The 24514-nt window shown below is 31.9% G+C and carries 27 protein-coding genes and 1 riboswitch; of the genes, 10 read left to right on the plus strand and 17 right to left on the minus strand.

All coding sequences use genetic code 11. The features are described 5' to 3' along the window. Window positions 1-28 precede the first annotated feature (28 nt). A complete protein-coding gene (locus VRU49_RS09425; protein ID WP_330146529.1) occupies window positions 29-1585 on the plus strand; it encodes a SulP family inorganic anion transporter in 1557 nt (518 codons plus the stop codon). Window positions 1586-1606: 21 nt separating this feature from the next. On the opposite strand, the gene VRU49_RS09430 is transcribed toward VRU49_RS09425, so the two are convergent. The 4 genes from VRU49_RS09430 to VRU49_RS09445 form a co-directional block, all read right to left on the minus strand. Then, window positions 1607-2182: a PhnA domain-containing protein gene (locus VRU49_RS09430; RefSeq protein ID WP_330146530.1), complete on the minus strand. Its 576-nt coding sequence runs from the start codon at window positions 2180-2182 to the stop codon at window positions 1607-1609. A 193-nt stretch (window positions 2183-2375) separates the two neighbouring features. Next, window positions 2376-2534, minus strand: a complete 159-nt coding sequence (locus tag VRU49_RS09435; RefSeq protein WP_330146531.1) for a YtxH domain-containing protein — start codon at window positions 2532-2534, stop codon at window positions 2376-2378. A gap of 63 nt (window positions 2535-2597) precedes the next feature. Further along, entirely contained in the window at window positions 2598-2993 is a 396-nt protein-coding gene (locus VRU49_RS09440; RefSeq protein WP_330146532.1) for a GreA/GreB family elongation factor, read from the minus strand. A gap of 169 nt (window positions 2994-3162) precedes the next feature. Next, complete coding sequence (locus VRU49_RS09445; RefSeq protein WP_330146533.1) at window positions 3163-3549, minus strand: GreA/GreB family elongation factor; 387 nt, start codon at window positions 3547-3549, stop codon at window positions 3163-3165. Between the two features lie 497 nt (window positions 3550-4046). Here VRU49_RS09445 and VRU49_RS09450 point away from each other — a divergent pair, with 497 nt between their 5' ends. Continuing rightward, the gene (locus tag VRU49_RS09450) at window positions 4047-4631 is read left to right on the plus strand and encodes a Crp/Fnr family transcriptional regulator (protein ID WP_330146534.1); all 585 of its coding nucleotides are present in this window, start codon (window positions 4047-4049) and stop codon (window positions 4629-4631) included. Between the two features lie 193 nt (window positions 4632-4824). Here the strand turns inward: VRU49_RS09450 and VRU49_RS09455 are convergent, their stop codons facing one another. Further along, a complete protein-coding gene (locus VRU49_RS09455; RefSeq protein WP_330146535.1) occupies window positions 4825-6015 on the minus strand; it encodes a BaiN/RdsA family NAD(P)/FAD-dependent oxidoreductase in 1191 nt (396 codons plus the stop codon). Window positions 6016-6072: 57 nt separating this feature from the next. On the opposite strand from VRU49_RS09455, the gene VRU49_RS09460 reads away from it, so the two are divergent. Both VRU49_RS09460 and purE read left to right on the plus strand, forming a co-directional pair. Beyond that, a complete protein-coding gene (locus VRU49_RS09460) occupies window positions 6073-7215 on the plus strand; it encodes a 5-(carboxyamino)imidazole ribonucleotide synthase (RefSeq protein WP_330146536.1) in 1143 nt (380 codons plus the stop codon). After that, window positions 7212-7691, plus strand: coding sequence for a 5-(carboxyamino)imidazole ribonucleotide mutase (purE, locus tag VRU49_RS09465; protein ID WP_330146537.1), 480 nt, complete (start codon window positions 7212-7214; stop codon window positions 7689-7691). Before VRU49_RS09460 ends, purE begins: the two co-directional genes overlap by 4 nt. Window positions 7692-7737: 46 nt before the next feature. Here the strand turns inward: purE and VRU49_RS09470 are convergent, their stop codons facing one another. Then, on the minus strand, window positions 7738-8301 hold the full coding sequence (locus tag VRU49_RS09470) for a YqgE/AlgH family protein (RefSeq protein WP_330146538.1): 564 nt from the start codon (window positions 8299-8301) through the stop codon (window positions 7738-7740). A gap of 47 nt (window positions 8302-8348) precedes the next feature. On the opposite strand from VRU49_RS09470, the gene pdxH reads away from it, so the two are divergent. From pdxH to ruvB, 3 genes are all read left to right on the plus strand, one after another. Continuing rightward, window positions 8349-8999 (plus strand): pyridoxamine 5'-phosphate oxidase, encoded by a 651-nt coding sequence (gene pdxH, locus VRU49_RS09475; RefSeq protein WP_330146539.1) that lies wholly within the window; start codon window positions 8349-8351, stop codon window positions 8997-8999. 315 nt (window positions 9000-9314) lie between these two features. Next, a complete protein-coding gene (locus tag VRU49_RS09480; RefSeq protein WP_330146540.1) occupies window positions 9315-10202 on the plus strand; it encodes a 3-hydroxyacyl-CoA dehydrogenase family protein in 888 nt (295 codons plus the stop codon). Between the two features lie 29 nt (window positions 10203-10231). Continuing rightward, window positions 10232-11254 (plus strand): Holliday junction branch migration DNA helicase RuvB, encoded by a 1023-nt coding sequence (gene ruvB / locus VRU49_RS09485; protein WP_330146541.1) that lies wholly within the window; start codon window positions 10232-10234, stop codon window positions 11252-11254. A 2-nt stretch (window positions 11255-11256) separates the two neighbouring features. Here ruvB and VRU49_RS09490 read toward each other — a convergent pair whose 3' ends face one another. Then, window positions 11257-11466, minus strand: a complete 210-nt coding sequence (locus VRU49_RS09490) for a hypothetical protein (RefSeq protein WP_330146542.1) — start codon at window positions 11464-11466, stop codon at window positions 11257-11259. A gap of 75 nt (window positions 11467-11541) precedes the next feature. Between VRU49_RS09490 and queG the strand changes: the two genes are divergently transcribed. After that, the gene (gene queG / locus VRU49_RS09495; protein WP_330146543.1) at window positions 11542-12471 is read left to right on the plus strand and encodes a tRNA epoxyqueuosine(34) reductase QueG; all 930 of its coding nucleotides are present in this window, start codon (window positions 11542-11544) and stop codon (window positions 12469-12471) included. 50 nt (window positions 12472-12521) lie between these two features. On the opposite strand, the gene VRU49_RS09500 is transcribed toward queG, so the two are convergent. The 9 genes from VRU49_RS09500 to VRU49_RS09540 form a co-directional block, all read right to left on the minus strand. Further along, on the minus strand, window positions 12522-13478 hold the full coding sequence (locus VRU49_RS09500) for an exonuclease domain-containing protein (RefSeq protein WP_330146544.1): 957 nt from the start codon (window positions 13476-13478) through the stop codon (window positions 12522-12524). A 207-nt stretch (window positions 13479-13685) separates the two neighbouring features. Next, window positions 13686-14291, minus strand: coding sequence for a thioredoxin family protein (locus VRU49_RS09505; protein WP_330146545.1), 606 nt, complete (start codon window positions 14289-14291; stop codon window positions 13686-13688). 20 nt (window positions 14292-14311) lie between these two features. After that, on the minus strand, window positions 14312-14794 hold the full coding sequence (locus tag VRU49_RS09510; protein ID WP_330146546.1) for a TlpA disulfide reductase family protein: 483 nt from the start codon (window positions 14792-14794) through the stop codon (window positions 14312-14314). Window positions 14795-14812: 18 nt separating this feature from the next. Next, complete coding sequence (locus VRU49_RS09515) at window positions 14813-15310, minus strand: C40 family peptidase (RefSeq protein ID WP_330146547.1); 498 nt, start codon at window positions 15308-15310, stop codon at window positions 14813-14815. 3 nt (window positions 15311-15313) lie between these two features. Continuing rightward, window positions 15314-17920, minus strand: coding sequence for a DNA mismatch repair protein MutS (mutS, locus tag VRU49_RS09520; RefSeq protein WP_330146548.1), 2607 nt, complete (start codon window positions 17918-17920; stop codon window positions 15314-15316). A gap of 79 nt (window positions 17921-17999) precedes the next feature. Then, complete coding sequence (locus tag VRU49_RS09525) at window positions 18000-18734, minus strand: menaquinone biosynthetic enzyme MqnA/MqnD family protein (protein ID WP_330146549.1); 735 nt, start codon at window positions 18732-18734, stop codon at window positions 18000-18002. Next, window positions 18727-19377, minus strand: a complete 651-nt coding sequence (locus VRU49_RS09530; RefSeq protein ID WP_330146550.1) for a histidine phosphatase family protein — start codon at window positions 19375-19377, stop codon at window positions 18727-18729. Before VRU49_RS09530 ends, VRU49_RS09525 begins: the two co-directional genes overlap by 8 nt. 5 nt (window positions 19378-19382) lie before the next feature. After that, window positions 19383-20564, minus strand: a complete 1182-nt coding sequence (gene mqnE, locus VRU49_RS09535; protein ID WP_330146551.1) for an aminofutalosine synthase MqnE — start codon at window positions 20562-20564, stop codon at window positions 19383-19385. An 83-nt stretch (window positions 20565-20647) separates the two neighbouring features. Beyond that, window positions 20648-21136, minus strand: a complete 489-nt coding sequence (locus VRU49_RS09540) for a hypothetical protein (protein WP_330146552.1) — start codon at window positions 21134-21136, stop codon at window positions 20648-20650. A gap of 102 nt (window positions 21137-21238) precedes the next feature. On the opposite strand from VRU49_RS09540, the gene VRU49_RS09545 reads away from it, so the two are divergent. Continuing rightward, on the plus strand, window positions 21239-22360 hold the full coding sequence (locus VRU49_RS09545; protein WP_330146553.1) for a trans-sulfuration enzyme family protein: 1122 nt from the start codon (window positions 21239-21241) through the stop codon (window positions 22358-22360). Here VRU49_RS09545 and VRU49_RS09550 read toward each other — a convergent pair whose 3' ends face one another. After that, on the minus strand, window positions 22361-22651 hold the full coding sequence (locus VRU49_RS09550; protein WP_330146554.1) for a hypothetical protein: 291 nt from the start codon (window positions 22649-22651) through the stop codon (window positions 22361-22363). A gap of 212 nt (window positions 22652-22863) precedes the next feature. Then, a riboswitch (SAM riboswitch) is annotated at window positions 22864-22977 on the plus strand. A 222-nt stretch (window positions 22978-23199) separates the two neighbouring features. Between VRU49_RS09550 and VRU49_RS09555 the strand changes: the two genes are divergently transcribed. After that, window positions 23200-24513, plus strand: a complete 1314-nt coding sequence (locus VRU49_RS09555; RefSeq protein WP_330146555.1) for an O-acetylhomoserine aminocarboxypropyltransferase/cysteine synthase family protein — start codon at window positions 23200-23202, stop codon at window positions 24511-24513. Window position 24514: the final 1 nt, after the last annotated feature.

The following is a 24514-nucleotide window of genomic DNA, read 5'->3' on the forward strand; positions in this document are numbered from 1 at the left end:
GTATATTTGCATTTCAATTATTCATCCCATGCCAAGACCCATTTTTCAATTATTCGATTTCAATACCAAAATCAATTATAAAAATGAGATTTTAGCAGGGTTAACGGTTGCAATGACCATGATGCCAGAATCATTATCATTTGCAATATTAGCTGGCCTACCCCCTCTTTCTGGTTTGTATGCAGCATTTATAATGGGTTTAATAACCAGTATTTTTGGAGGCCGACCAGGATTAATATCTGGAGGTGCTGGTGCTACGGTGGTGGTTTTAATTGCTTTAATGCAATCGCATGGTATTGAATATGTTTTTGGTGCTGTTGCTTTAGCGGGTGTTTTTCAAATTGTTGTAGGCCTATGCAAATTGGGGAAATTTATAAGACTCGTTCCTCAATCTGTGATGTATGGGTTTGTAAATGGATTGGCTATCATCATTTTTACCGCTCAATTATCTCAATTTAAAGTAGTTAATAACGGAGTTTCTAGCTGGATGCAAGGAACACCTTTATTTATTATGATTGGATTAGTAGCGTTAACTATTCTAATTACCCTTTTATTACCTAAAATTACCAAAGCTGTACCATCTTCATTAGTTGCCATTATTGTAGTTTTTTTAGTCGTTATAATTTTTAAAATAGATACTAGAACTGTTCAAGATATTGCCAGCGTGGGTGGAGGATTTCCCAAATTTCATATTCCAGCCATTCCATTAAATTTAGAAACTTTATACATCATTGCGCCTTATGCCTTAATTATGGCTGGTGTAGGACTAACTGAAGGATTATTAACTTTAAATTTAGTAGATGAGATAACCAATACTAAGGGGAACAGCAATAGAGAAAGTATAGCTCAGGGCGCTGCAAATATTACCAATGGTTTTTTTACTGGTATGGGCGGATGTCCGATGATTGCTCAAACATTAGTAAATATATCAGCAGGTGCTAGAGCGCGATTATCAGGCATTATTGCCTCATTAACTATATTATTTATCATTTTATTTGCTTACCCAATTATAGATAAAGTTCCCTTGGCCGCATTAACGGGGGTAATGTTTATGGTTGCTATTGGAACTTTTGAATGGGTTAGCTTAAGGCTGATAAATAAGATGCCCAAACAAGATATTTTTGTGGGTATAACGGTAGCTGTTATTACTGTATGGCTACATAATTTAGCGCTGGCGGTATTAATTGGTGTGGTTATTTCTGCATTGGTCTTTGCTTGGGAAAGCGCAAAAAGAATAAGGGCTAATAAATATATTGATGAGGACGGAATTAAACATTATGAAATTTATGGACCATTGTTTTTTGGATCCGTTACCTCATTTCTAGAAAAGTTTGAAATAGAAAACGACCCCTCAATTGTTTATATAAGCTTTAAGGAAAGTAGGGTTTCTGATATGAGTGGAATTGACGCCTTAAATAAACTTACTGAGAAATATAGAAAGGCTGGAAAACAATTAAAATTAACACATTTAAGTGCCGATTGTATTCAATTGCTTAAAAATGCAGAAGGAATTATAGAAGTAAATATTCTGGAGGATCCTACTTACCGGGTTGCATTTGAGCATGAAAAATTAAAGCCTTTATAAAATAAAGGCTTTAAAAAATGTTTATTGTTTTCTAAGATATTTAGTCAGAATAACAATTAATTGTCCTTCTACTCTACCTTCTATTTGTTCCGGGTTATCGGGTACTAATCTAATGTTCTTTACAACAGTACCTAATTTAGCACTAATTGAAGAACCTTTAACATCTAAGGTTTTTGTAACCACAACAGAATCACCATCATTTAAAATCATTCCGTTACTGTCTTTATGCACACCTATCTCAATTTGATCATGATGATCACCTGCTTCCTTTGCCCACTCTAAAACTTCGTCGTCTAAATAAAGTATATCTAAATTATCTGATGCCCAAGCTTCATTTTTAAGTCTACTCAACATCCTCCATGCGATGACCTGAATTGCAGGAACTTCGCTCCACATTGAATTTGTTAAACATTTCCAATGATTAGGATCCATTGGTTGAACCTTATTAATTTGATCTGCACAAGTAGAACAAGCCAGTAAAGCATTATCTAAATTTGTTATGGTATCTGGCTTTAATTCAAATACTTTTAAATCGTTTGTTGAACCACAAAGCTCACAACAACTGCCACTTCTTTCAACTAATTGGTCCTTTATCATTTTATTAATTTACTAATTATAGCCCAAATTTAAAAATATTAAACTATTAATTATTGGCTAATCATGTAAATAGATATTTACTAAACTGTATTGATTCAACTTTTTAATCAATCAATTAAATCTATTTTCAAAAATCACACATAAAAAAAGCCATACTAAATACAGTATGGCTCAAAAACTTGGAATTAATTTTTTAATAGGTTTTAAGGTTTTTCACTTTTTCAACCCATTTAGGTGCATTATCTTTAATATCGTCTAATACTGAACGTCCTGTTAATTTGTCTTTATTGGTTACATATTTATAAGCGCCGAATAAAGCTGCACCGATGATAACTTTTTTTAATAGTCCCATAAAATCAAAAATTTAATATTTATAAAACGTTGTTGTTCAATAAAAGTTTGATATTATTATTAATTATAGATTTTCTACTTCTAAAATTTTATAAGTTCTAATTCCTGTTGGCATTTCCCAGGTTACTTCGGCACCTACGGGATAACCTACAATGGCTACACCAATTGGAGAAAGAATAGACAGGGTGCCATTTTTTCTTTTTGCTACCCCATCACCTACTAATTTATAAACAGACTCTTCTCCTGTTTCAACATCAATTAATCTAACTTGCTTGTTTACAGTTACAACATCACTTGGGATGTCTTTTGCTAAAATCTGTTTAGCATTTCTTAATTCTAAATTTAATTTATCTTCGTTGTACTTACTTAGTTTTTTACGATTAACGTGAACTTTTAATAAGTCGAATATACCTCTAGAAAGTACTATAGAATGTTGGGTTGTATTTAAATCTTTATTCATTTTATCAATTTTTTTAATGCATAATTCTACAATTCGCTCTAATTTTTAGAGCGGACAATCCTAAATAAATAGGTCGGCCTCGGTAACTAATCTTACCGAGGCAAAAGCATCAAAAACTTTGAGGTTTAAAAACAATGAATAATTATTTATCAAAACTTACCTTTAAATTTTAAAGTGTTTCATTTAATACTGAAATAATTTCAAAACGCTTTAATCCAGCCGGAAGCTTCCACTCAACAGAATCACCTTGTTTAAAGCCAATTAATGCCGCACCCATTGGGGTTAGAATAGATACTTGTTTTTTAGACATATTTGCATATTGTGGCAATACCAAGGTAAATTCCATTTTATTTTTACTGTCTTTATCTAAAATGGAAACTTTAGAATTTATTCTTACACAATCTAATGGGAAATCTTCTTTCTTAACAACTTTAGCTCTGGCAAGCTCATTAGCTAACGACATTTCACCATCGGCTTTTTTATTTGCATAAGGTTTTAATAATTCAAAATCTTCAGCTGTTATTATTACTTGATTTTCTAATGTTTTATTTTCCATAATCGTATTGTTATGTTTTTTTGTTTAAGGTGAAATTTATAAGTATAAATATTTCTTATAGATAAGTTTTAATTTTATCTATTTTGATTGACAAGAAATTATATAGGATTAACCCCAGTCCTTTTTTCTTTGCGAAATTTTAGGCCTGGGTAGGAATAGGAAAGTCTTTGAAAGAAGAATAAAAATAAAGTCCGTTCTTCTGTTTTTGCAAATAGATAGACATACGCTGTCCTCTAGCAAAACCCTTTAAAGATTTTAGCCATTTAGAAAACATGATATGGTTTAAGACTCTCTCCATTTATAGTTAAAGATAGAAAAATATTTTCAATTTAAAGCGAAATACCCCTTAATTTTAAAATTATGATTTTATTATAACCAAATAAAAATTTATTTTTACTTTTATTGTATTCAAATCGTTACCTTCATAACTTACTTCTATTTTTTTTAACGAAAAATTATTTTATTTCAAAATCTTCAAATTTCAATTTTAATAATCTATGCAATTTCATTCAATGTTTAATTTGTTGGAAAAATATCTTCGTGAAAGAGATAATATAGACGACGAGAAATTGCAGTATATTTTTAAACATTTTAAGAGAATAAAAACAAAAAGAAATCAGATTTTATTAAACTACGATGAAGTATGCATGCACAATTATTTCATCAATAAAGGATGTTTACGCATATTTACTGTAAACAATGCAGGTATAGAGTCGAGTAGAAATTTCTTTTTCGAAGGATCATTTGGTACTGCCTTACCAAGTTTAATTGATCAGAAACCTGCAAATGAATATGTACAAACTATAGAGCCATCAGAATTACTAGTAATTTCTAAAGACGATTATTTTAAACTCATTGAAGAGATTCCAGCCTGCAGAAAAATATATCGCGAAAAAATTGAACTTGGTTATATATATGCTCAACAAAGAATCTATACTTTTCAAGGCATGGACGCTTTAGAAAAAGTTAAATGGCTAATGAATCACCAACCTACTTTCTTATTACGTGTTTCAAATAAAATGGCCGCATCTTATTTAGGCATATCACCATCTACACTAAGCCGAATTAAAACGAAGTTATAAATGTTGACATTTATCAAAATTATTGTCTAAAATGATTTATAATTTTGTATTAATAAAAGGAGTTATCCTTTTAACAGTCAAAAGGTTTAGGTTATACACTGACTGTTCTACTACAATTTATTAATAGTTTTTTTTTAAGTAGTTTACTACTTTACATTAAAAAGGAATCCAATTTATCTTGGGTTCCTTTTTTTTATAGGTTCTGCGCAATTACATATCCGCTTGCCCAAGCCCATTGAAAATTATATCCACCCAACCAACCGGTAACGTCCAAACATTCGCCCCCAAAATATAAGCCTGGCGCAGTTTTACATTCTAAGGTTTTAGAACTTAATTCGGCCGTATCTATGCCACCACGCATAACTTCCGCTTTATCATATCCTTTGTCGCCAGCTGGCTTAACTTTAAAATGATGAATGGTACGTTGAATTTTTTCTATATCATCTTTATTTAAATTCGCCAATTGCTTTTCTAAAGGCAAATAAAGTCCGATTGATTCTGTAAATTTCTTAGTAAAGAATTTATTTAACAAAGTAGATAATAACCATTTACCATTATTAATTCTTTCATTTTCAATGATTTCTTGAATAGAACGATCTGGCAAAAAATCTAAATTAATATATTCCCCCGGTCGCCAATACGAAGAGATTTGTAATATAGCAGGTCCGCTTAAGCCCCAATGTGTAAATAATATTTGTTCTTCAAATGAAATTTTATCGTTGCTAACTCTACAAAAAACAGAATTTCCTGAAAGTTTAGCATACCAATCAGCGTCCTTACCTGTAATAGTTAATGGTACCAAGGCAGGTGCTGTAGGTTGTATTTTTAACCCCAATTTCGTGGCAAATTTTAAGGCATAATCTGTTGCACCCATCTTAGAAATAGGTAAACCACCTGTAGCAATAACAAGTTTTGGTGCCTTTAATTTTTCTTCTTTTATGCCAGCATTATAAATTACCTCGAAACCATTGTCTAAATTTTTAACCTCAATAATATGGGCATTACATATAATATCTTGCCCCAATTCATCACATAACTGGGTAAAAATCTTCACTACATCCTTCGCATTTTTATTTGTTGGAAAAAGCTGACCAAGGGTCTTTTCTTCACCTGTTAAACCATAAGTTTCAAAAAACTGAATCGTATCTTCTACCGTCCATTGTTTAAATGCCGATTTCAAAAAATTTGGGTTATTAGAAATATATTCATCCCCCTCAATGTATATATTGGTATAATTACATCTACCACCCCCAGAAATAAGAATTTTCTTTCCTGGTTTTTCGCTTTTTTCAAGGATTATAACGCGCTTTCCAAGCATTCCGGCCTGAACAGCACACATTAACCCACATGCTCCACCACCAATTATTATTGCATCAACATTCATCTATTGTTATATATTCGTATTTTTGTTGTAAAAATAGCATAATCTCTATAAACACTAATGGCAAAACAAATAAGTGACCTTAAATTAGGAATTCTAGGCGGAGGACAATTAGGTCGCATGTTAATTCAACAAGGTTTGAATTACAATCTAACAACACATGTTTTAGAACCAGATGCGGAAGCACCTTGCAAGGATATTGCATCGAAATTTACGGTTGGTTCTTTAACCGATTACGATACTGTTTATAATTTCGGCAAGGACGTTGATATTATAACGATTGAAATAGAAAAAGTGAATACCGAGGCGTTGGAAGCATTAGAGCGCGATGGTAAAATTGTTTATCCACAACCTAGAGTTATCAATCTAATTAAGGATAAAGGTGTTCAAAAGCAATTTTTTGTAGAAAACGACATTCCTACAGCACCATTTAAATTGGTTTCTTCAAAAAATGATTTACTTAATGCCCCATTTAATTTTCCTTTCATCTTAAAACAAAGAAAAGATGGTTACGATGGTCATGGTGTTATGAAAATTAATAGCGAAGCTGATATAGAACGTGCTTTTGAAGAACCATCATTAATAGAACAATTAATAGATTTCGAAAAAGAAGTTGCAGTTATTGTAGCCAGAAATGAAGATGGCGAAACTTCTACCTTCCCTATGGTTGATATGGAGTTTAATAGCGAAGCTAATTTGGTAGAATTCTTAGTGTCTCCCTCAGAATTTTCACTTGAAATTCAGGAAAAAGGAAAAGAAATTGCAATTAAGATTGCCAAAATTTTAAATATAACAGGCATACTTGCTGTAGAAATGTTTGTCACTAAGGATGGTCAATTGTTGGTTAATGAATTAGCTCCGCGACCTCATAATAGCGGACACCAATCTATTGAAGGGAATTATACTTCTCAATATGAGCAGCATTTAAGATCAATTTTCAACTTACCTCTAGGCAATACCGATTTAAGAGGAAGTGCAGTAATGATAAATTTATTAGGCGAAAAAGAACATACTGGTCTTGCTAATTATGAAGGCCTAAATAATGTCCTTAAATTAAGCGGTGCTAATGTTCATTTATATGGAAAGAAGTACACCAAACCATTTAGAAAAATGGGACACATTACTGTGGTTGATAATGATAGATCGAAGGCAATAGAAAAAGCAAACTATATTAAAAATAATTTTAAAATAACCTCTAAATGATAGCTAAAGTTGGAATAATAATGGGAAGTAAATCAGATCTTCCTGTCATGCAAGATGCTGCAGATATTTTAAAACAATTTGGAGTAGAATTCGAAATAAATGTGGTTTCTGCACATCGTACACCCGAAAAGATGTACACTTATGCCAAAGAAGCTTATTCTAGAGGTATAAAGGTAATTATTGCAGGTGCTGGTGGTGCTGCGCATTTACCAGGTATGGTAGCCGCTATTTCTTCTGTACCCGTAATTGGTGTGCCTGTAAAATCATCTAATTCTATTGATGGTTGGGATAGCATTCTTTCTATTTTACAGATGCCTAATGGTGTACCGGTTGCAACAGTTGCTTTAAATGCAGCAAAAAATGCAGGTATTTTGGCCGCTCAAATTTTAGCTTCGGCTGATGATGAATTGATGCAAAAAATTATAAATTACAAAGAAGAATTAAGATTGCACGTTGAGAAAAACTCAATTATTTAATCTTTTTCTATTATTAAATTAAAGCTCTTTATCTAATTAAGGAGCTTTAATTTAAATTCGGACTAATCGGGAAATTCCTTATATGGGCATATTTCTCTCCTAAGTTGGATAACATTTGTTTCCATAACTCATTTCCTTCCAACAACAACAAACTTTGACTATTAAATTTATCTGAAACTAGCCAAGAATTTTGTTCAACTTCAGTCTCCAGCTGCTGTTTTCCCCATCCAGAATAACCCAGAAACAATCTAAAATCTTCGGTATTTATTTTATTGTTTTCTAATAAGTTGATTAAAATATCAAAATTATCGCCCCAACATAGATCATCTACAATTATCTCCTTTCCTAATTCCTTAAAAGGTGATTTATGAATGAAAAACAAATTATCAATTTCAACCGGACCACCTATAAAAATTGGAATTTCCACTATTTTATTGTTTTGAATAACATCCGAAAGGATTAATGAACTTTTATTATTCAATACAAATCCCAAACTACCCTCATTACTTTTCTCAGCTAATAAAATTACAGCTCTAGAAAAATTCGGATCCGCTAAAAATGGTTCTGAAATTAATATTTTACCCTTATCAGGTTTTATTTCTGTCAACATTCATTTTTTTTTATAAAATTATTAAAAACTAAATATACTTTTGCTTAATGAAGGTTAAAAATGATCCAATAGCTAATTTAAGACAAGATTATAACATGTCTGAATTAAATGAGGCAGATGTGTTAAACAATCCAATTGAACAATTCAGTAAGTGGTTTAACGATGCAGTTAATGCCGAAGTTTTTGAACCCAATGTAATGACATTGGCGACGACTGAAAAGAATGGTAGACCTTCTGCCAGAATTGTTTTATTAAAAGGAATTGAGCCAAATGGTTTTACTTTTTTTACCAACTATTTAAGTAGAAAAGGAAAAGAAATCAAGAAAAATCCATTTGGAAGTTTAGTTTTTCTATGGGCTAATTTAGAACGTCAAGTTAGAATTGAAGGTAAAATAGAAAAATTAGACAAAGAAACTTCTGAAGCTTATTTTAATTCGAGACCATTAGATAGTCAAATCGGTTCTATCATTTCGCCACAAAGTCAACCAATTCCAAGTCGTGCTTTTCTTGAAGAGAAATTTAGTACTTATAAAAAAGAACATGAAGGCGAAACATTAAACAAACCAGCACATTGGGGAGGTTTTATTTTAATACCAGATCGTATTGAATTTTGGCAAGGAAGACCGGGCAGACTGCACGACCGTCTATCCTATTCATTAAAAGGAAAAACCTGGGTTTTAGAAAGATTAGCACCATAAGCTTTAAAGAGTCTAAGAACTGATAAAAATAAAGGTATATCCAAACTTTTATTCCAGTTTCAAAAAGCCGTTTCAGTTAAGCATTCCAATCAAATGGAAATAAATGCACTTAAATAGAATTTTATTGTATTAGATAAAATTTCATCAAAATATTAAGATAATAAATGGGCCCTACAGCCCATTTTTTTTTGAGAGTTGATTTCCTAAAATTCATTTTTCATCTTGTCAAAATATCGTTTCAAAACGATTTCGTTTGTTATTTTAAAACGCTAAAGTTTGTACTTTTTATTAGCTTTGTTCTAAATAAGATACTTAATGAAACAAATAGCAGTTATAGGCTCTGGGACTATGGGCAATGGTATAGCACACGTTTTTGCCCAAGCAGGATTTTTAGTTAACTTAATTGATTTAAATGAAGTTGCGCTTAAAAAAGGTGTAGAAACCATTGAGAAAAATTTAGAAAGACAAGTAAAAAAAGAAACACTTTCTAAAGAACAAGCTTCAGATACATTAAAAAGAATTTCTCCATTAACAGATTTAGTTTCTGGTGTTAAAAATGCTGATTTAGTTGTTGAAGCAGCAACTGAAAATATGGACCTAAAGGTTAAAATTTTCCAACAATTATGCGAAAATTCTCCAGCTCACACCATTCTAGCGACCAATACATCTTCTATTTCTATTACTCAAATTGCGGCAGCAACTAAGCGTAGCGATAAAGTTATAGGTATGCATTTTATGAATCCAGTACCTGTAATGAAATTAGTTGAAGTGATTAGAGGTTATGCAACGAGCGATGAAACCACTCAGCTAATCATGAAATTGAGCAAAGATTTGGGTAAAATTCCTGTAGAAGTGAACGATTATCCAGGTTTTGTAGCGAATAGAATTTTAATGCCTATGATTAACGAAGCCATCATTACCTTAAATGAAGGTGTTGCTGGAGTTGAAGAAATAGATACCGTTATGAAATTAGGAATGGCTCATCCAATGGGCCCCTTACAATTGGCAGATTTTATTGGCTTAGACGTTTGTTTAGCAATCATGAATGTTTTACACACTGGTTTAGGAAATCCGAAATACGCCCCTTCTCCATTGTTAATTAATATGGTTACTGCTGGTAAAAAAGGTGTTAAATCTGGCGAAGGATTTTATAATTATGCCAATGGATTAAAAGATGCACCTGTTGCCGAAAAATTTAAATAAATAGCCATATCAATAGCTATATTTGATACATGAATGAAAATTTAGATCCATCATCTGAAAGATTAACAAATCCCGAAAGAGAATTTGAAAAAGCTTTGCGTCCGCAGGCATTTGAAGATTTTACCGGTCAGGATCAGGTGATGGAAAATTTAAAAATTTTTGTTAAAGCAGCTAAATTAAGAGGTGAAGCCTTAGATCATGTCTTATTACATGGCCCCCCTGGATTAGGAAAAACTACTTTATCTAATATTATCGCAAACGAAATGGGCGTTAATATAAAAGTTACTTCTGGTCCAGTTTTAGATAAACCTGGGGATCTTGCCGGACTTCTAACTAATTTAGATGAAGGGGATATCTTATTTATTGATGAAATTCATAGGTTAAGTCCACTTGTTGAGGAATATTTATATTCCGCGATGGAAGATTTTAAAATAGACATTTTATTAGAGAGTGGTCCGAATGCACGATCAGTGCAAATTGGCTTAAATCCGTTTACATTAATTGGAGCCACTACACGCTCAGGCTTATTAACCTCACCTTTAAGAGCTAGATTTGGCATTAACTCCAGATTAGCTTATTACGACTCTAAACTACTTACATCCATAGTATTAAGATCTTCAGAAATTTTAAATACTAAAATTACAGACGAAGGTGCTTATGAAATTGCAAGAAGAAGTAGAGGTACTCCTAGAATTGCCAATGCATTATTAAGAAGAACCAGAGATTTTGCTCAAATAAAGGGGAATGGTTCTATTGATACAGAAATTGCAAGATTTGCTTTAACTGCACTAAATGTGGATGAACATGGATTAGATGAGATGGATAATAAAATATTAGCTGCAATAATAGACAAATTTAAAGGTGGTCCGGTCGGATTAAAAACTATCGCTACTGCTGTTGGTGAAGACGATGGTACAATTGAAGAAGTTTACGAACCTTTTCTTATCCAGGAAGGTTATTTAATGAGAACAGCGAGAGGTAGAGAAGTTACCGAAGCAGCTTATAAACATTTAAATAGATTGTACCCTGGAAAAACAGGTCAATTGTTTTAAGTCTAAATTTCGGTTCTAAAGAATAAAAACCAAATTGCTAATAAAATAAAAATAGTAATAGGTATAACCCATTTTAAGGCTAAACCACCACCATTTTCATTTTTTTCTTCAACCGCTTCTGGAGATGGGCCCGGATTATTTTTATGTTTATTGTAATCATGCTCAACGGGTTGAGGTGATAAATCTTTCATTTTATTTTTCTGCGATTCCATAATTTTAATTGTTTATTATTTAACAGCTAATTGTTCCAAAAGTTTTATAACAGCTAAACACTATCTTTGTATTGAATGCTTCAAAACAAAATAAAATATAGTCAACTTATTAAAAATGAAGCCCTCAGGCTTGGTTTCCTCGACTGTGGAATTGCTAAAGCTACATTTTTAGAAGAAGAAGCTCCCCGATTAGAATCTTGGTTGAAAAACAATGCCCACGGAGAAATGAAATATATGGAAGGGTATTTCGATAAACGATTAGACCCAAGATTATTAGTAGATGGGGCAAAATCTATTATTTCACTGAGTTTAAATTATTATACAGACGACCAACAAAATGATCCCTTAGCACCCAAAATATCAAAATATGCTTATGGGAAAGATTATCATTTTGTAATTAAGGATAAACTTAAAGCTTTACTTCATTTTATTGAAACAGAAATTGGAGAGGTTGCAGGAAGAGCATTTGTAGATTCTGCTCCTGTTATGGACAAAGCTTGGGCTAAAAGAAGTGGTTTAGGTTGGATAGGGAAAAATTCTAACCTCTTAAGCAAAAAAGGCTCCTTCTTTTTTTTGGCAGAATTAATAATAGATCTTGAGTTAGATTATGATAATGTATTTAACCAAGATTTTTGTGGTACTTGTACGCGCTGTATCGACGCCTGCCCTACTCAAGCTATTACCAATCCATATATTGTAGATGGTAGTAAATGCATCTCCTATTTAACCATCGAATTAAAAAATAATATACCGGAAGAATTTAAAGGAAAAATGCAGAACTGGGCATTTGGTTGTGATATTTGTCAAGATGTTTGTCCATGGAATAGGTTCTCTAAAGTTCATAATGAACCAGATTTTTCTCCAAAGGAAGGTTTATTAGATTTTAGTAAGGATGAACTTACTGAAATTACGGAAGAAGTTTTTAGAAAAGTCTTTAAAGATTCGCCTATAAAAAGAACAAAGTTTGAAGGTTTTAAAAGAAATATTAATTTTTTGAAAGAATAAAAAAAGTGCAACAATTATTTGCTGCATTTTTAACTATATCTATTGACTTTCTATTTGCCAAATTTCATTTTTAATTGATCCAACATATCATTGGTTACGGGAACAACTTTTTCATTTTTAGGATTTCTTTGGAATTTATGTGGTTTAGAATAAACCTTAGCAGTAGTATTTTTTTGTACTGGTTCTGGTTTAGAATTTCCTTTATTCTCATTAAACTCATTCCATAATTCATCCAATTTCTTTTTTGTATATAAAGGAAAATCGCCTTGTTTCATCCAAGCATAATAGCTTGGTTCAGAACTAAAAACATCTATAACTCTTCTTCCCTTATGCTTACCAAAATTAAAGCATGGCTCATTATTTTCATTGTAAACCATTCTACCAGCAAAATCTACTGGATTATTAATATTAGTAAACGTATGCAATTCGCTTACATCATTTACAACAGGTTTAGAAACTTCGCCGTTCTTACTAATAAACTCAGTATCCTTATAACGTTCTAATTGAGCTAATAAAACTTCATAAGTGGCTACAATATCCGCTTCTGCTGAATGCGCATTAATTAGATCCGCATCGCAATAAAATTTATAAGCAGCTTTTAATGTTCTTTGTTCCATTTGATGAAAAATATTTTGAACATCAATAAAGAACCTACCATTCATATCAAAATCTATCCCCACTCTCAAAAACTCTTCAACTAAAAATGGAATATCAAATTTATTTGAATTATAACCCGCTAAGTCAGCATCCCCTATAAAATCTATAATAACAGGCGCAACCGACTTAAAATTAGGTTTATCTTGGACGTCAGCGTCATAAATTCCATGAATTAAAGAACTCTCTAATGGGATAGGCATCTCAGGATTAATTCTTTGTGTATAGGTTTCGGTAGAACCATCGGGCATAGCTTTAAGAATAGCAATTTCCACAATCCTATCTACACCAATATTTAATCCAGTTGCTTCTAAATCGAAGAAAGCTAGTGGACGCTTTAAGTTTAACTTCATTAGTTTGTTTTCCTTCAGGAAATAATCCCGGTTATTTTTAGATTTTATTAATTTAAATTATGCTTCGCCTTATCCAATTTTAAATTAAGATAAGAATACCAATTCCTATTCCTAATATCATAGTTAAGTACATAAGTACCTCTGTAGAAGCAAATTTTTTATACTGAGTCCAAAATCTATCTTTTTCTTCTGACATCTTTATATAAATTAAGTTGTTTTTTTCCATTTAATAGTACAACCAATAGCTTTTGTAAAGGTTGTTTCAGGCTTTTTATTTTGCAGTAAACTGTTTAATGCCAATTCTACAAACTTATCGCCTCCACCCTTCGCATTATCAGTATCACTATCTATAGCACCAATATATTCTACCACATTTCCGTTGGTTCCTTTACTCAAAATAAAAGTATGAGGCGTACGATTTGCACCATATTTTTTGGTGAAAATATGATCTGGATCCATTAAATAAGCAAATGGGAATTTCTTTGATTTAGCCCTTTCTTGCATGTTTACATAACTTTCTCCTGGATGATTAGGATCATTTGGATTGATCGCTATTACCGGAAAACCCAATGCTGAATATTTATTATGTAACGCAATAATTCTATCTTCATAAGCAATAGAATATGGACAAGTATTACAGGTAAAAATCACTATAAAGCCTTTAGCATTGGTGTAATTTTTTAAACTAACCTGCTTTCCGTCAATATTTTTTAAATCAAAATCGGACGCTATGTCGCCAACTTTATACCCTGTAGTTTGAGCATTTACGCTAAAATTGACGATCATGAATAATAATAAAACAAAAACTCTCATAATTAATACGATATAATTTGTTAATTCTTAAATGATATTAAAGTAGATTCCAGCTCTTCAAAATTAAACTCCTTTTCATAAAAGGCTCTCTTTTTAGCATCCGTTTTCACAAATAGTGTTGCTGGAATTGCACCAGACCACTCCTTACTAATTTGATCTATAAAAACCTGCTGATTGCTTTCATTTAAATAGAACAATTCTGATTTAAGTTTATTTTTTTTGATAAAACTTTTAACGGTGGTATTAATTTTAGATTTAAAATCTAAACTTACTAAAACCACTTTTACTTTATCATTTTTATATTTTTCGTTGATTTTTTCAAAATAAGGCAACTCTGCTATACACGGAGAACACCATGTAGCCCAAAAATTTATAACGTAAGTTGTATCCTTCCCTGAATCTAAGCGTTGATTAAGTTGATCAATATTTAGTGGCTTAATTTGAGCAGAACTACAATAACTAATTAAAAGAAGTCCAATAAGAATTTTATATGCCCTATTCATAAAATAAAGGTAATGATTTTAGTTTATAGAGCCTGCTTTAATTAACGACTTTTGATAGATTGGCAAGCTTAAATCATCTACAATAACACCTCTAGTAGTAGAAGCATGAACAAAATAATTACCATTTAAAAATACTCCTACATGGTCTATTTCCTTACCTCCAAAAGAAAAAAATATTAAATCTCCTTCTTTTAGTTTATCCAAATTTTTGGATTTAATAACATTAGATTGATCAACCGATCTGCGAGGTAATTGCTTATTATAAATTTGCTTTTGTAACTGTAATGCAAATCCAGAACAATCTATTCCTTTTTTATCAAAACCACCCAATTTATATGGCGTACCTGTCCAGTTTGTTATAAAATTATACAAACTCTTATTTTTTAAATTAGCCATTGCCATTGCAATTTTTGCGGCATAAGCATCTTTATACGTATTGGGTTTTCTAACGCCACATGAAGCTAAAAACACAAGGCATATTAAAGAAAATTTTAAAAAATAAGATTTATTAAGCATACATTAATTCTTTATAATTCTTTGAATCTCGTCTAACTTTAATAAAGCTTCTACAGGTGTAAGAATAGTTACATCAATATTATTTAACATATCTCTAATTTTCACTAAGGTTGGATCCTCAACTGAAAACATATGTAATTGATAAGCTTGATTTTGAACCTTCTTAATACTATCTTTTATACTTTGACCTTCAGTTCTATCAATTTCTAATTTCTTTAAAATTTCATTGGCTCTAGCAATTAATTTTGGCGGCATACCTGCCATTTTTGCCACGTGTATACCAAAACTATGTTCACTACCACCGGGAACTAATTTACGCAAGAAAATTATCTTATTTCCCAATTCCTTTACAGAAACATTAAAATTTTTAATCCTCGAATGTGTATTGCTTAACTCATTTAATTCATGATAATGGGTAGCAAATAAAGTTTTAGGCTTTGCAGTTGGGTGTTGATGTAAATACTCTGCAATTGCCCAAGCAATAGAAATACCATCGTAAGTGCTGGTTCCTCTACCAATTTCATCTAATAAAATTAAACTTCTATCAGATATATTATTTAAAATACTTGCCGTTTCATTCATCTCCACCATGAACGTACTCTCACCAGAAGAAAGATTATCAGAAGCACCAACTCTGGTAAAAATCTTGTCTATCAAGCCAATACGAGCCACCTTGGCAGGAACAAAACTTCCCATTTGTGCCATTAATACAATAATTGCGGTTTGACGAAGTATGGCCGACTTACCCGACATATTAGGCCCGGTAATGATTATAATTTGTTGTTTTTCATTATCCAGTTCTACATCGTTAGTAATATATTCTTCGCCAGCTGGTAACTTTTTTTCTATTACTGGATGCCTTCCTCCTCTTATTTCTAACTCTTTAGACTCATTAATTTCAGGCTTCGAATAATGATTTTCTAATGCATTAAATGCAAAACAAGTAAGGACATCTAATTGCGCAATTAAAAATGCATTTAACTGAATTGGCTTAATATAACTTGCTGTTTCGTGCACCAAATCGTTATATAACCTAACCTCTATTTGCTGGATTTTTTCTTCAGCACCTAAAATTTGATCTTCGTATTCCTTAAGTTCTGGTGTAATATAACGTTCGGCATTTACCAAGGTTTGTTTTCTAATCCAACCTTCTGGAACTTTATCTTTATGGGTATGTGTAACCTCTAAATAATACCCAAAAACATTATTAAAAGCAATTTTTAAGGATGGAATTCCTGTTGCTTCAGCTTCTCTTTTTTGCAACTCTACCAAATAATCCTTGCCGCCAAATGCAATCTTCCTTAATTTATCTAAATCCTCATCTACCCCATCTGCAATTACATTTCCTTTGATTAGTAAAGCTGGAGGATCTAATTGCAAATATTCGGTTAACCTTTCCCTTATCTTAACACAAGGATTAAGTTGATCTGCAATTCGTTTTAAATATGGACTATCTGCATTTGAACATATATCTTTTAGTTTTTGGATATGTTCTAAAGATTTACGCAATTGAACCAACTCTCTGGGGCCAACTTTAAATAGACCCACCTTAGAAATTAATCGCTCTAAATCACCAATAGGTTTAATTTCGGACTTAATTTCTGCAAATAAATCAGGTTGATCTACTAAAAACTCAACAACACCTAATCGTTCTTGAATGGGTTTTAGATCTTTTAATGGCATTATAATCCATTTTTGTAATAAACGAGCACCCATTGGGGTACAAGTTTGATCTAAAACTTGAAATAAGGTAGAAGCATTATCATTATTAGAATTTAACAACTCTAAATTGCGGCTAGTAAATCTATCTAACCACATATAATTTTCTTCTTCTATCCTTGAAATAGAAGTGATATGACCTAAATTCCGATGCTCGGTTTCTCCTAGATAATGAAGAATTACCCCTGCAGCTACTAATCCTGCACTTAATTTCTCTACCCCAAAACCTTTCATGGAATTCACCTCAAAATGTTTGGTTAATAATTCATTAGAATAATCGGTTGTAAATATCCAATCTTCTAAATGAAAGGTATAAAAGCGATCGCCAAATTCTTCAAGAAACTCCCTTCTTTTACTCTTTTGGAAAATTATTTCAGATGGTTTAAATCCTTGAAGGAGTTTATCAATGTATTCTTTATTTCCTTGTGCAACTAAAAATTCACCAGTAGAAATATCAATTAGCGCAATTCCAATTTGCGATTTATCAAAATATATAGACGCTAAAAAATTATTATTCTTTTGATCGAGGATATTATCGCCATAGGCAACCCCAGGTGTAACTAATTCTGTTACTCCTCTTTTTACTATTGTTTTAGTAAGTTTTGGATCTTCTAATTGGTCGCAAATTGCTACCCGTTGCCCAGCTCTCACTAATTTCGATAAATAATTATCTAAAGAATGGTGCGGAAAACCTGCCAATTCTGAATTAGATGAGCCATTGGCTCGTTTTGTAAGTACGATACCCAAAATTTGAGAAGCCTTTATAGCATCTTCGCCAAAGGTTTCGTAAAAATCGCCTACTCTAAATAATAATAATGCGCCAGGATACTTTGCTTTAATAGCATTGTATTGCTGCATTAACGGTGTTTCTTTTTGTTTATCTTTTGCCAAAACTTAATATTCCAATCTATAAAGATAAGCGCAAAATACCTGTTTTTGTAGTTTGTTGAAAATTTAAGAAATGTTGATTTTATTGGTCGAGTTTCGAGATATATTCTAAGAATAAATTTAATGCTTTTCTCTTTTCTGCATTTAGATCAAAATCCAATTTATTCATCAAATAATCATCATAATCAAAATCAGATCTAACAGGAATTTGATCAATAACCTCTTTCCTTTTACTTAATCCAAATTTTAATGCTTCATTAAATTGAAAAATAAATTCAGGATTTAACTTCTTTGTAGATACCCAGGCCGCATATACGAATGGAAGTCCGGTAAATTTTTTCCAATATTCTCCTAAATCATAAACATAGGCGTAATCGCCTTTTTTGCCAAATGTTCTGTCGCCAATTAATACCCTTGCATCCCATTCACCTTCTCCATCTTTAATAAAGTTGGGTTGTAATTTCCAATAGTTTTTTAAGAGTACTTTGGCTAAATTATTTGATGTTCTAGAATGATTATCCAAGCAAAGGGTTTTAATTTCTTCTATTGGAACATGACTAAATATAAATACAGAATCTACTGCGCCATCAGATCCAATACAATAATCACCAATAATTTCTGCATTAGAAATTTGAGGGATAATTGCTACTGGAACCAATCCTATATCTACCTTACCTTCAGCTAATTTAGTAGCACAATCTGAAGGAATATCTAAACTAAGATCTATTTGTTCTAATACTACTTTTGAGGATTTAATTCCCAATACAAAGGGAATTGAATTGGTGTATGAAACGGCAGAAACTTTTATTTTATCCATTTAAATGATCGAGATGTTTTAAATTATTAAAGGTTTTAATATTAAAATCTCCACCTTCATAATCTAATATATACAGTGATGTATTACTATGTGGAAAGTCCTTCATTTCACATAGTGGCTTTTTTAATAAATAACATAACAATAAACGCATGGCCCTACCGTGCATACAAATAAGCACTGTATTCTCATTTTCTGCATTTAAAATATGTTGTAAAGCAATTTTTTGTCTATCTAAAACCTCATTTGGCGATTCACCATTTTCAGTTTTTGCATTATAATTCCCAGCTTCCCATTCATTGGCTAAATCTGAAAATGCAGCTCTAGATCTAGGTGAACTAGGTTGTCCTTCCCAAATTCCCCAACCCAATTCGTCTAAACCTATTAATTTCTCATAAGGAATGCCCAGATCAATAAATTTTTTAACGGTTTGGAAGGTGCGTTTTAAGGTAGAAATATAAATCTTATCGAAAGGAATATCTTTATAGGCTTCATAAAATGCTTCCCCCTGCTTTATTCCAAATTCATTTAAATCTGTATCCATTCCTCGCCCCTGAACAATACCTTGTAAATTTAAATTGGTTTGTCCGTGACGAATGATATAAATGGTCTTTTTATTTAAGCTGGAAGCTTCTGTATGTTGCATTTCTATTAATTAATAACAGGCAATTTATAAAATTGAGGCTTTTTATCGTCAAAAACTTCATCCGTATAATCCTTTATTACATTATATAAAGTATCTCTTTCAATTGGTTTTCTTTTTACATTTCTTATTAATTCTACCAATTCCTGAGTACTCATTGCGGGCGTTTGTTCTTCTGCACCAGCCATAGAGTAAATTTTTGTGGTATCATCTAATGTTCCATCAATATCATCTACCCCAAAGTTTAAAGACAATTGCGCAGTTTCTCTACTAATCATGGCCCAATATGCTTTTATATGATCAAAATTGTCCATATAAATTCTGGCAATCGCATAATTTCGTAGATCTTCAATAACAGATACTTCAGGAACATGTTCCATCTGACTGTTTTTATTTCTGAATTTTAACGGTATAAACGCTTGAAATCCTTTGGTTCTATCTTGAAGCTGACGTAATCTTTCCATATGATCTACTCTATGCCAGAATTCTTCGATATGACCGTATAGCATGGTCGCATTAGAGCGCATTCCTAATAAATGTGCCTGCTCATGAATATCTAACCATTGCTCTGCATTACATTTATCATTCGCAATTTTTTCTCTCACCTCAGGATGAAAAATTTCTGCGCCCCCACCAGGCATACTATCTAAGCCTGCTTCTTTGAGGAATTTCATTCCTTCGTAATGACTTAATTTAGCCTTTTTAAAAATATAATAATACTCAACCGGTGTTAATGCTTTAATATGTAAATCAGGTCTATGCGCTTTAGTTTTCCTGAAAAAATCAGCATAAAATTCAAGATTTTGCTTTGGAACAACACCACCTGTTATATGAACTTCGGTAACTGCTTCATTATCGTATTTTTTTACGATATCTAGCATATCCTCCACTTCCATCTCCCAACCATCTTCCCTATTTTTAATTAATCTGCTGTACGCACAAAATTTACAGTCATAAACACAAACATTGGTAGGTTCAATGTGAAAATTTCTATTAAAATAGGTGTTATCGCCATGCTTCATTTCGCGAATATAATTTGCCAAAACACCCAAATAAGCTAATGGTCCATGTTGGTAAAGGTAAACTCCCTCATCAAAACTTATTCTTTCATTAGCCTGAACTTTTAATGCAATTGCTCTTAAGTTAGGGTCAAGTTTACTATCGTTTATTAATACATCTAAATTCTGCACGGCTGATTAATTTTTAAAACAAAAATACAATAAAAAAGCCTGTGAAAATAGTTCACAGGCAATCTTAATGTAAATCCTTTGTCTTATTTTTCGGATTTAACAAAATTCAATACAATGTAAGCATTACCTGCACTGGTTTCTACAGGAGATCTCAATACCATACTTTCCTTGGTTACAGAACTCAATATTAGTCTAAATCCGTCTTCAACCAATTTTGGTTTTTCTCCTGCTTCTATTTTTTTAAATTGAAAAGTATCTTCTGCGGGTGATGCAGACCAATATATATTTTGTTTGATGGATGCACAATTTTGACCTTCATTTATAAGATAATAACCACTGCCGTTATTAGGCAAATACCATGTACTACCAATAAAACATTTCGGATTTTGCTCCTTAAATAAGCTTTTAACAGTTACTTCATTTATTCCTTCATAACCAATATTTGCCAATTGCCACGTACCAAGTATATTAGCTCTTTTATTTACTGTTGCTGTAGAATTCATGGTGGATGAACAAGCTTGTAAAAGCAAAAAAAATGCTATGCATGCATAAGAAATTGATCTGATTTTCATCTGTAAAGGTTTTAAAATTATATTTTATGAAATTAACATTTAACGCTTGAAAATGTTCTAATTAAACAAATATAAAATTAGCTTTGTACACACTAAAATTTTATGAAAAAGGAAACACTTGCAATACATGGAGCTTCAATAGAAAAATCGTCTACAGGCGATGTTTCACCATCCTTACATTTAAGTACAACATTTTTTAGAGATGAAAATGGTGGTTATCCAGGTGGACACATGTATACAAGGGTGAGTAATCCGAATAGAAAGCAATTAGAACACACTTTATGTTCATTGGAAGGTGGAGAAGACTGTGCGGCTTTTTCTTCTGGTAATGCTGCCGGAATGACTATTTTCCAGGCACTAGAGCCTAATAGCCATATAATTGCACCTGACGACATGTATTGGGGTTTAAAAAAGCAATTACTTACTATTTTTAATAATATTTTAGAATTCAGTTTTGTTGATTTAAATAATAAAGAAGAATTAAAAAATTATTTACAACCAAATACTAAAATGATTTGGGCAGAATCACCTTCAAATCCTTTAATAAAAGTTTATGATTTAGAGTGGTTGGGGAATTTCAGTAAAGCAAATAAGCTAATTTTTGTTTGCGATAGTACTTTTGCCTCACCCTGCCTTCAAAATCCAATTAAGTATGGGGTAGATATTGTTTTGCATTCTAGCACAAAGTTTATAGGTGGACATAGCGACGTTTTAGGCGGAGCTTTAATAACTGCTAAAAAGGACGAATTTTGGTCAAAAATTAAAAACATTCAAGAAATAGGTGGCGCAGTTCCTAGTCCTTTCGATTGTTTTCTACTTTTAAGAAGTATTAAAACATTACATTATAGAATGTTAGGTCATGCTCAAAATGCTCAATTATTGGCTGAATATTTAGAAAATCATCCAAAAATAGAATCCGTATTATACCCGGGCTTAAAATCTCATCCTAACTATGAAGTAGCATCAAGGATGATGAAATCTGGTGGTGGTATGCTTTCTGTAACGATTAAAGATGGTGAAAAGGCTGCTTCATTTATTGCCAACAACTTAAAATTATTTGCTCAAGCTACAAGTTTAGGTGGCGTAGAAAGTTTAATTGAGCATAGATATTCTGTTGAAGGACCGAATAGTTTAACTCCAAAAAATTTATTAAGAGTATCTGTTGGTTTAGAAAATATTGAAGATTTAATTCAGGATTTTAGCGATGCATTAGATAAAATCTAACTAAAAAATATTAGCGATTCCTTTTACAATTTTTTCAAAACCATTAACAAATAATTTTACTGCAGGGAAATCATCAAGTAGTTGATCCTTCTGTAATTTTCCCTTTGGTTTCTTTTTGTTGTTTTTCTTAAATTTTATACTATCTGTTTTAACGGTTTCTTCTTGCTGTATTTTTTGAAAACTCATTAAAGTAACTGACGAAAGTGTACAAATAGAAATATTTGTTCGTGAATACGCATTACCAGAAAGCGTTATCAAAATAAAGGCGGCTATTATTATTAATGTTTTCATACGCTTAACTTAATAGACGAAATGTTTGATAATAAGTTGCATCCAAATTTTATAAAAAATTTAAACTACAGAAAACCAAATATTTACCTGTTTAATATTTAAAATTACATCAATTTAATTAAAATTAAACAAAATAAAATTTGCTTAATTATATTTTTTTAACCTATCTTTGAAATATTATTTGGAAACAAATAAAAAGTCAACATAAAGTTGATTTATAAAGAAGTGGCGAGAGACAGGCTCTATAACCCACTGACAACCCTCCCCCAAAGGAGAAGGTGCCAATTCCTGAACTTCAATCATGGTGATTGAGGTGTATATAAACTTAACTAAAATGATTAATTACTTATTTAAGTGCCCAGCAATTAAGCACACATTCGAACACAAAATTTTCTTTGGCAATTTCACATTTTGTCAATTTTATATGTGCTGCTACAGCATATAATTATCTAAAATTCTTCCTTTTTTATTGCGATCAAAAATCTGGGAGGCCCTAGAACAGGGTACGCCAAAATTATATTTAATCTTCATTATTAATTAATATCATCATGTCACAATCTTATAAATTTGAAACTTTACAAATTCACGCTGGTCAAGAAGTAGATCCAACAACTGGTTCTAGAGCAGTACCCATCTACCAAACCTCATCATACACTTTTAAAAATGCATCGCATGGAGCAAATTTATTTGCCTTAAAGGAATTTGGGAATATATATACCCGAATTATGAATCCCACTACCGATGTTTTTGAAAAAAGAATTGCCGCATTAGAAGGTGGTGTGGCTGCATTAGCAGTTGCTTCTGGTCAAGCCGCCCAATTCATCGCACTTACCAATATTCTACAAGCTGGCGATAATTTCATTTCATCTTCACATGTTTATGGCGGAACTTATAATCAGTTTAAAGTGAGTTTTAAACGGTTAGGTATAACTACCAAATTTGTTAATATAGATGAACCCGTTAACATTGAAAATGCAATCGATAATCAAACTAAAGCCATATATATTGAAACTATTGGTAATCCTTCTTTCAGTATTCCAGATTTCGAAAAAATATCAGCCATTGCTAAAAAACACGATTTACCTTTAATCGTAGATAATACTTTTGGTGCAGGTGGCTATTTGTTTAAACCTTTAGAAAATGACGCCAATATAGTGGTAGAATCGGCCACAAAGTGGATTGGTGGTCATGGAACAAGTATTGGAGGAGTTATTATTGATGGTGGAAATTACAATTGGGGTAATGGTAAATTTCCTCAGTTTTCTGAACCTTCTGAAGGATACCATGGATTAATTTTTAATGATGTTTTTGGTATTGGAAGTGATTTTGGTAATATCCAGTTTATCCTAAGAGCAAGGGTTGAAGGGCTAAGAGATATTGGCCCCGCCATTTCGCCTTTTAACTCGTTTTTACTTCTACAAGGATTAGAAACTTTATCACTACGGGTTCAAAAACATGTAGAAAACACTTTACAATTAGCTAAATGGCTAGAAAATAACGATTTGGTTAAGGAAGTAAATTACCCCGGACTAACCAGCAATAAATATCATGAATTAGGCAAGAAGTATTTAAAAAATGGTTTCGGAGCCGTTTTGTCTTTCGAAATAAAAGGTTCTAAGGAAGAAGCATCGGCCTTAATAGATCATTTAAAATTAGTTTCTCATTTAGCCAATGTTGGAGATGCCAAAACATTGATTATCCAACCTTCTGTAACTACTCACCAACAATTAAGTGATGTGGAACAATTATTAGCTGGTGTAAAACCCAACCAATTAAGAGTTTCGGTGGGTATTGAGCATATTGATGATATTATAAACGACTTTGAACAAGCATTTAATGCCATAAAGGTCTCTACAAAATAAG

Source organism: Pedobacter flavus (genome assembly GCF_036324285.1).
GTDB classification, from domain to species: Bacteria; Bacteroidota; Bacteroidia; order Sphingobacteriales; family Sphingobacteriaceae; genus Pedobacter; species Pedobacter flavus.

Coding starts and splice junctions, on each gene's coding strand:
- VRU49_RS09425 (WP_330146529.1), top strand. CDS start 29: ATGCCAAGACCCATTTTTCAATTATTCGATTTCAATACCAAAATCAAT.
- VRU49_RS09430 (WP_330146530.1), bottom strand. CDS start 2,182: ATGATAAAGGACCAATTAGTTGAAAGAAGTGGCAGTTGTTGTGAGCTT.
- VRU49_RS09435 (WP_330146531.1), bottom strand. CDS start 2,534: ATGGGACTATTAAAAAAAGTTATCATCGGTGCAGCTTTATTCGGCGCT.
- VRU49_RS09440 (WP_330146532.1), bottom strand. CDS start 2,993: ATGAATAAAGATTTAAATACAACCCAACATTCTATAGTACTTTCTAGA.
- VRU49_RS09445 (WP_330146533.1), bottom strand. CDS start 3,549: ATGGAAAATAAAACATTAGAAAATCAAGTAATAATAACAGCTGAAGAT.
- VRU49_RS09450 (WP_330146534.1), top strand. CDS start 4,047: ATGCAATTTCATTCAATGTTTAATTTGTTGGAAAAATATCTTCGTGAA.
- VRU49_RS09455 (WP_330146535.1), bottom strand. CDS start 6,015: ATGAATGTTGATGCAATAATAATTGGTGGTGGAGCATGTGGGTTAATG.
- VRU49_RS09460 (WP_330146536.1), top strand. CDS start 6,073: ATGGCAAAACAAATAAGTGACCTTAAATTAGGAATTCTAGGCGGAGGA.
- purE (WP_330146537.1), top strand. CDS start 7,212: ATGATAGCTAAAGTTGGAATAATAATGGGAAGTAAATCAGATCTTCCT.
- VRU49_RS09470 (WP_330146538.1), bottom strand. CDS start 8,301: ATGTTGACAGAAATAAAACCTGATAAGGGTAAAATATTAATTTCAGAA.
- pdxH (WP_330146539.1), top strand. CDS start 8,349: ATGAAGGTTAAAAATGATCCAATAGCTAATTTAAGACAAGATTATAAC.
- VRU49_RS09480 (WP_330146540.1), top strand. CDS start 9,315: ATGAAACAAATAGCAGTTATAGGCTCTGGGACTATGGGCAATGGTATA.
- ruvB (WP_330146541.1), top strand. CDS start 10,232: ATGAATGAAAATTTAGATCCATCATCTGAAAGATTAACAAATCCCGAA.
- VRU49_RS09490 (WP_330146542.1), bottom strand. CDS start 11,466: ATGGAATCGCAGAAAAATAAAATGAAAGATTTATCACCTCAACCCGTT.
- queG (WP_330146543.1), top strand. CDS start 11,542: ATGCTTCAAAACAAAATAAAATATAGTCAACTTATTAAAAATGAAGCC.
- VRU49_RS09500 (WP_330146544.1), bottom strand. CDS start 13,478: ATGAAGTTAAACTTAAAGCGTCCACTAGCTTTCTTCGATTTAGAAGCA.
- VRU49_RS09505 (WP_330146545.1), bottom strand. CDS start 14,291: ATGAGAGTTTTTGTTTTATTATTATTCATGATCGTCAATTTTAGCGTA.
- VRU49_RS09510 (WP_330146546.1), bottom strand. CDS start 14,794: ATGAATAGGGCATATAAAATTCTTATTGGACTTCTTTTAATTAGTTAT.
- VRU49_RS09515 (WP_330146547.1), bottom strand. CDS start 15,310: ATGCTTAATAAATCTTATTTTTTAAAATTTTCTTTAATATGCCTTGTG.
- VRU49_RS09525 (WP_330146549.1), bottom strand. CDS start 18,734: ATGGATAAAATAAAAGTTTCTGCCGTTTCATACACCAATTCAATTCCC.
- VRU49_RS09530 (WP_330146550.1), bottom strand. CDS start 19,377: ATGCAACATACAGAAGCTTCCAGCTTAAATAAAAAGACCATTTATATC.
- VRU49_RS09540 (WP_330146552.1), bottom strand. CDS start 21,136: ATGAAAATCAGATCAATTTCTTATGCATGCATAGCATTTTTTTTGCTT.
- VRU49_RS09545 (WP_330146553.1), top strand. CDS start 21,239: ATGAAAAAGGAAACACTTGCAATACATGGAGCTTCAATAGAAAAATCG.
- VRU49_RS09550 (WP_330146554.1), bottom strand. CDS start 22,651: ATGAAAACATTAATAATAATAGCCGCCTTTATTTTGATAACGCTTTCT.
- VRU49_RS09555 (WP_330146555.1), top strand. CDS start 23,200: ATGTCACAATCTTATAAATTTGAAACTTTACAAATTCACGCTGGTCAA.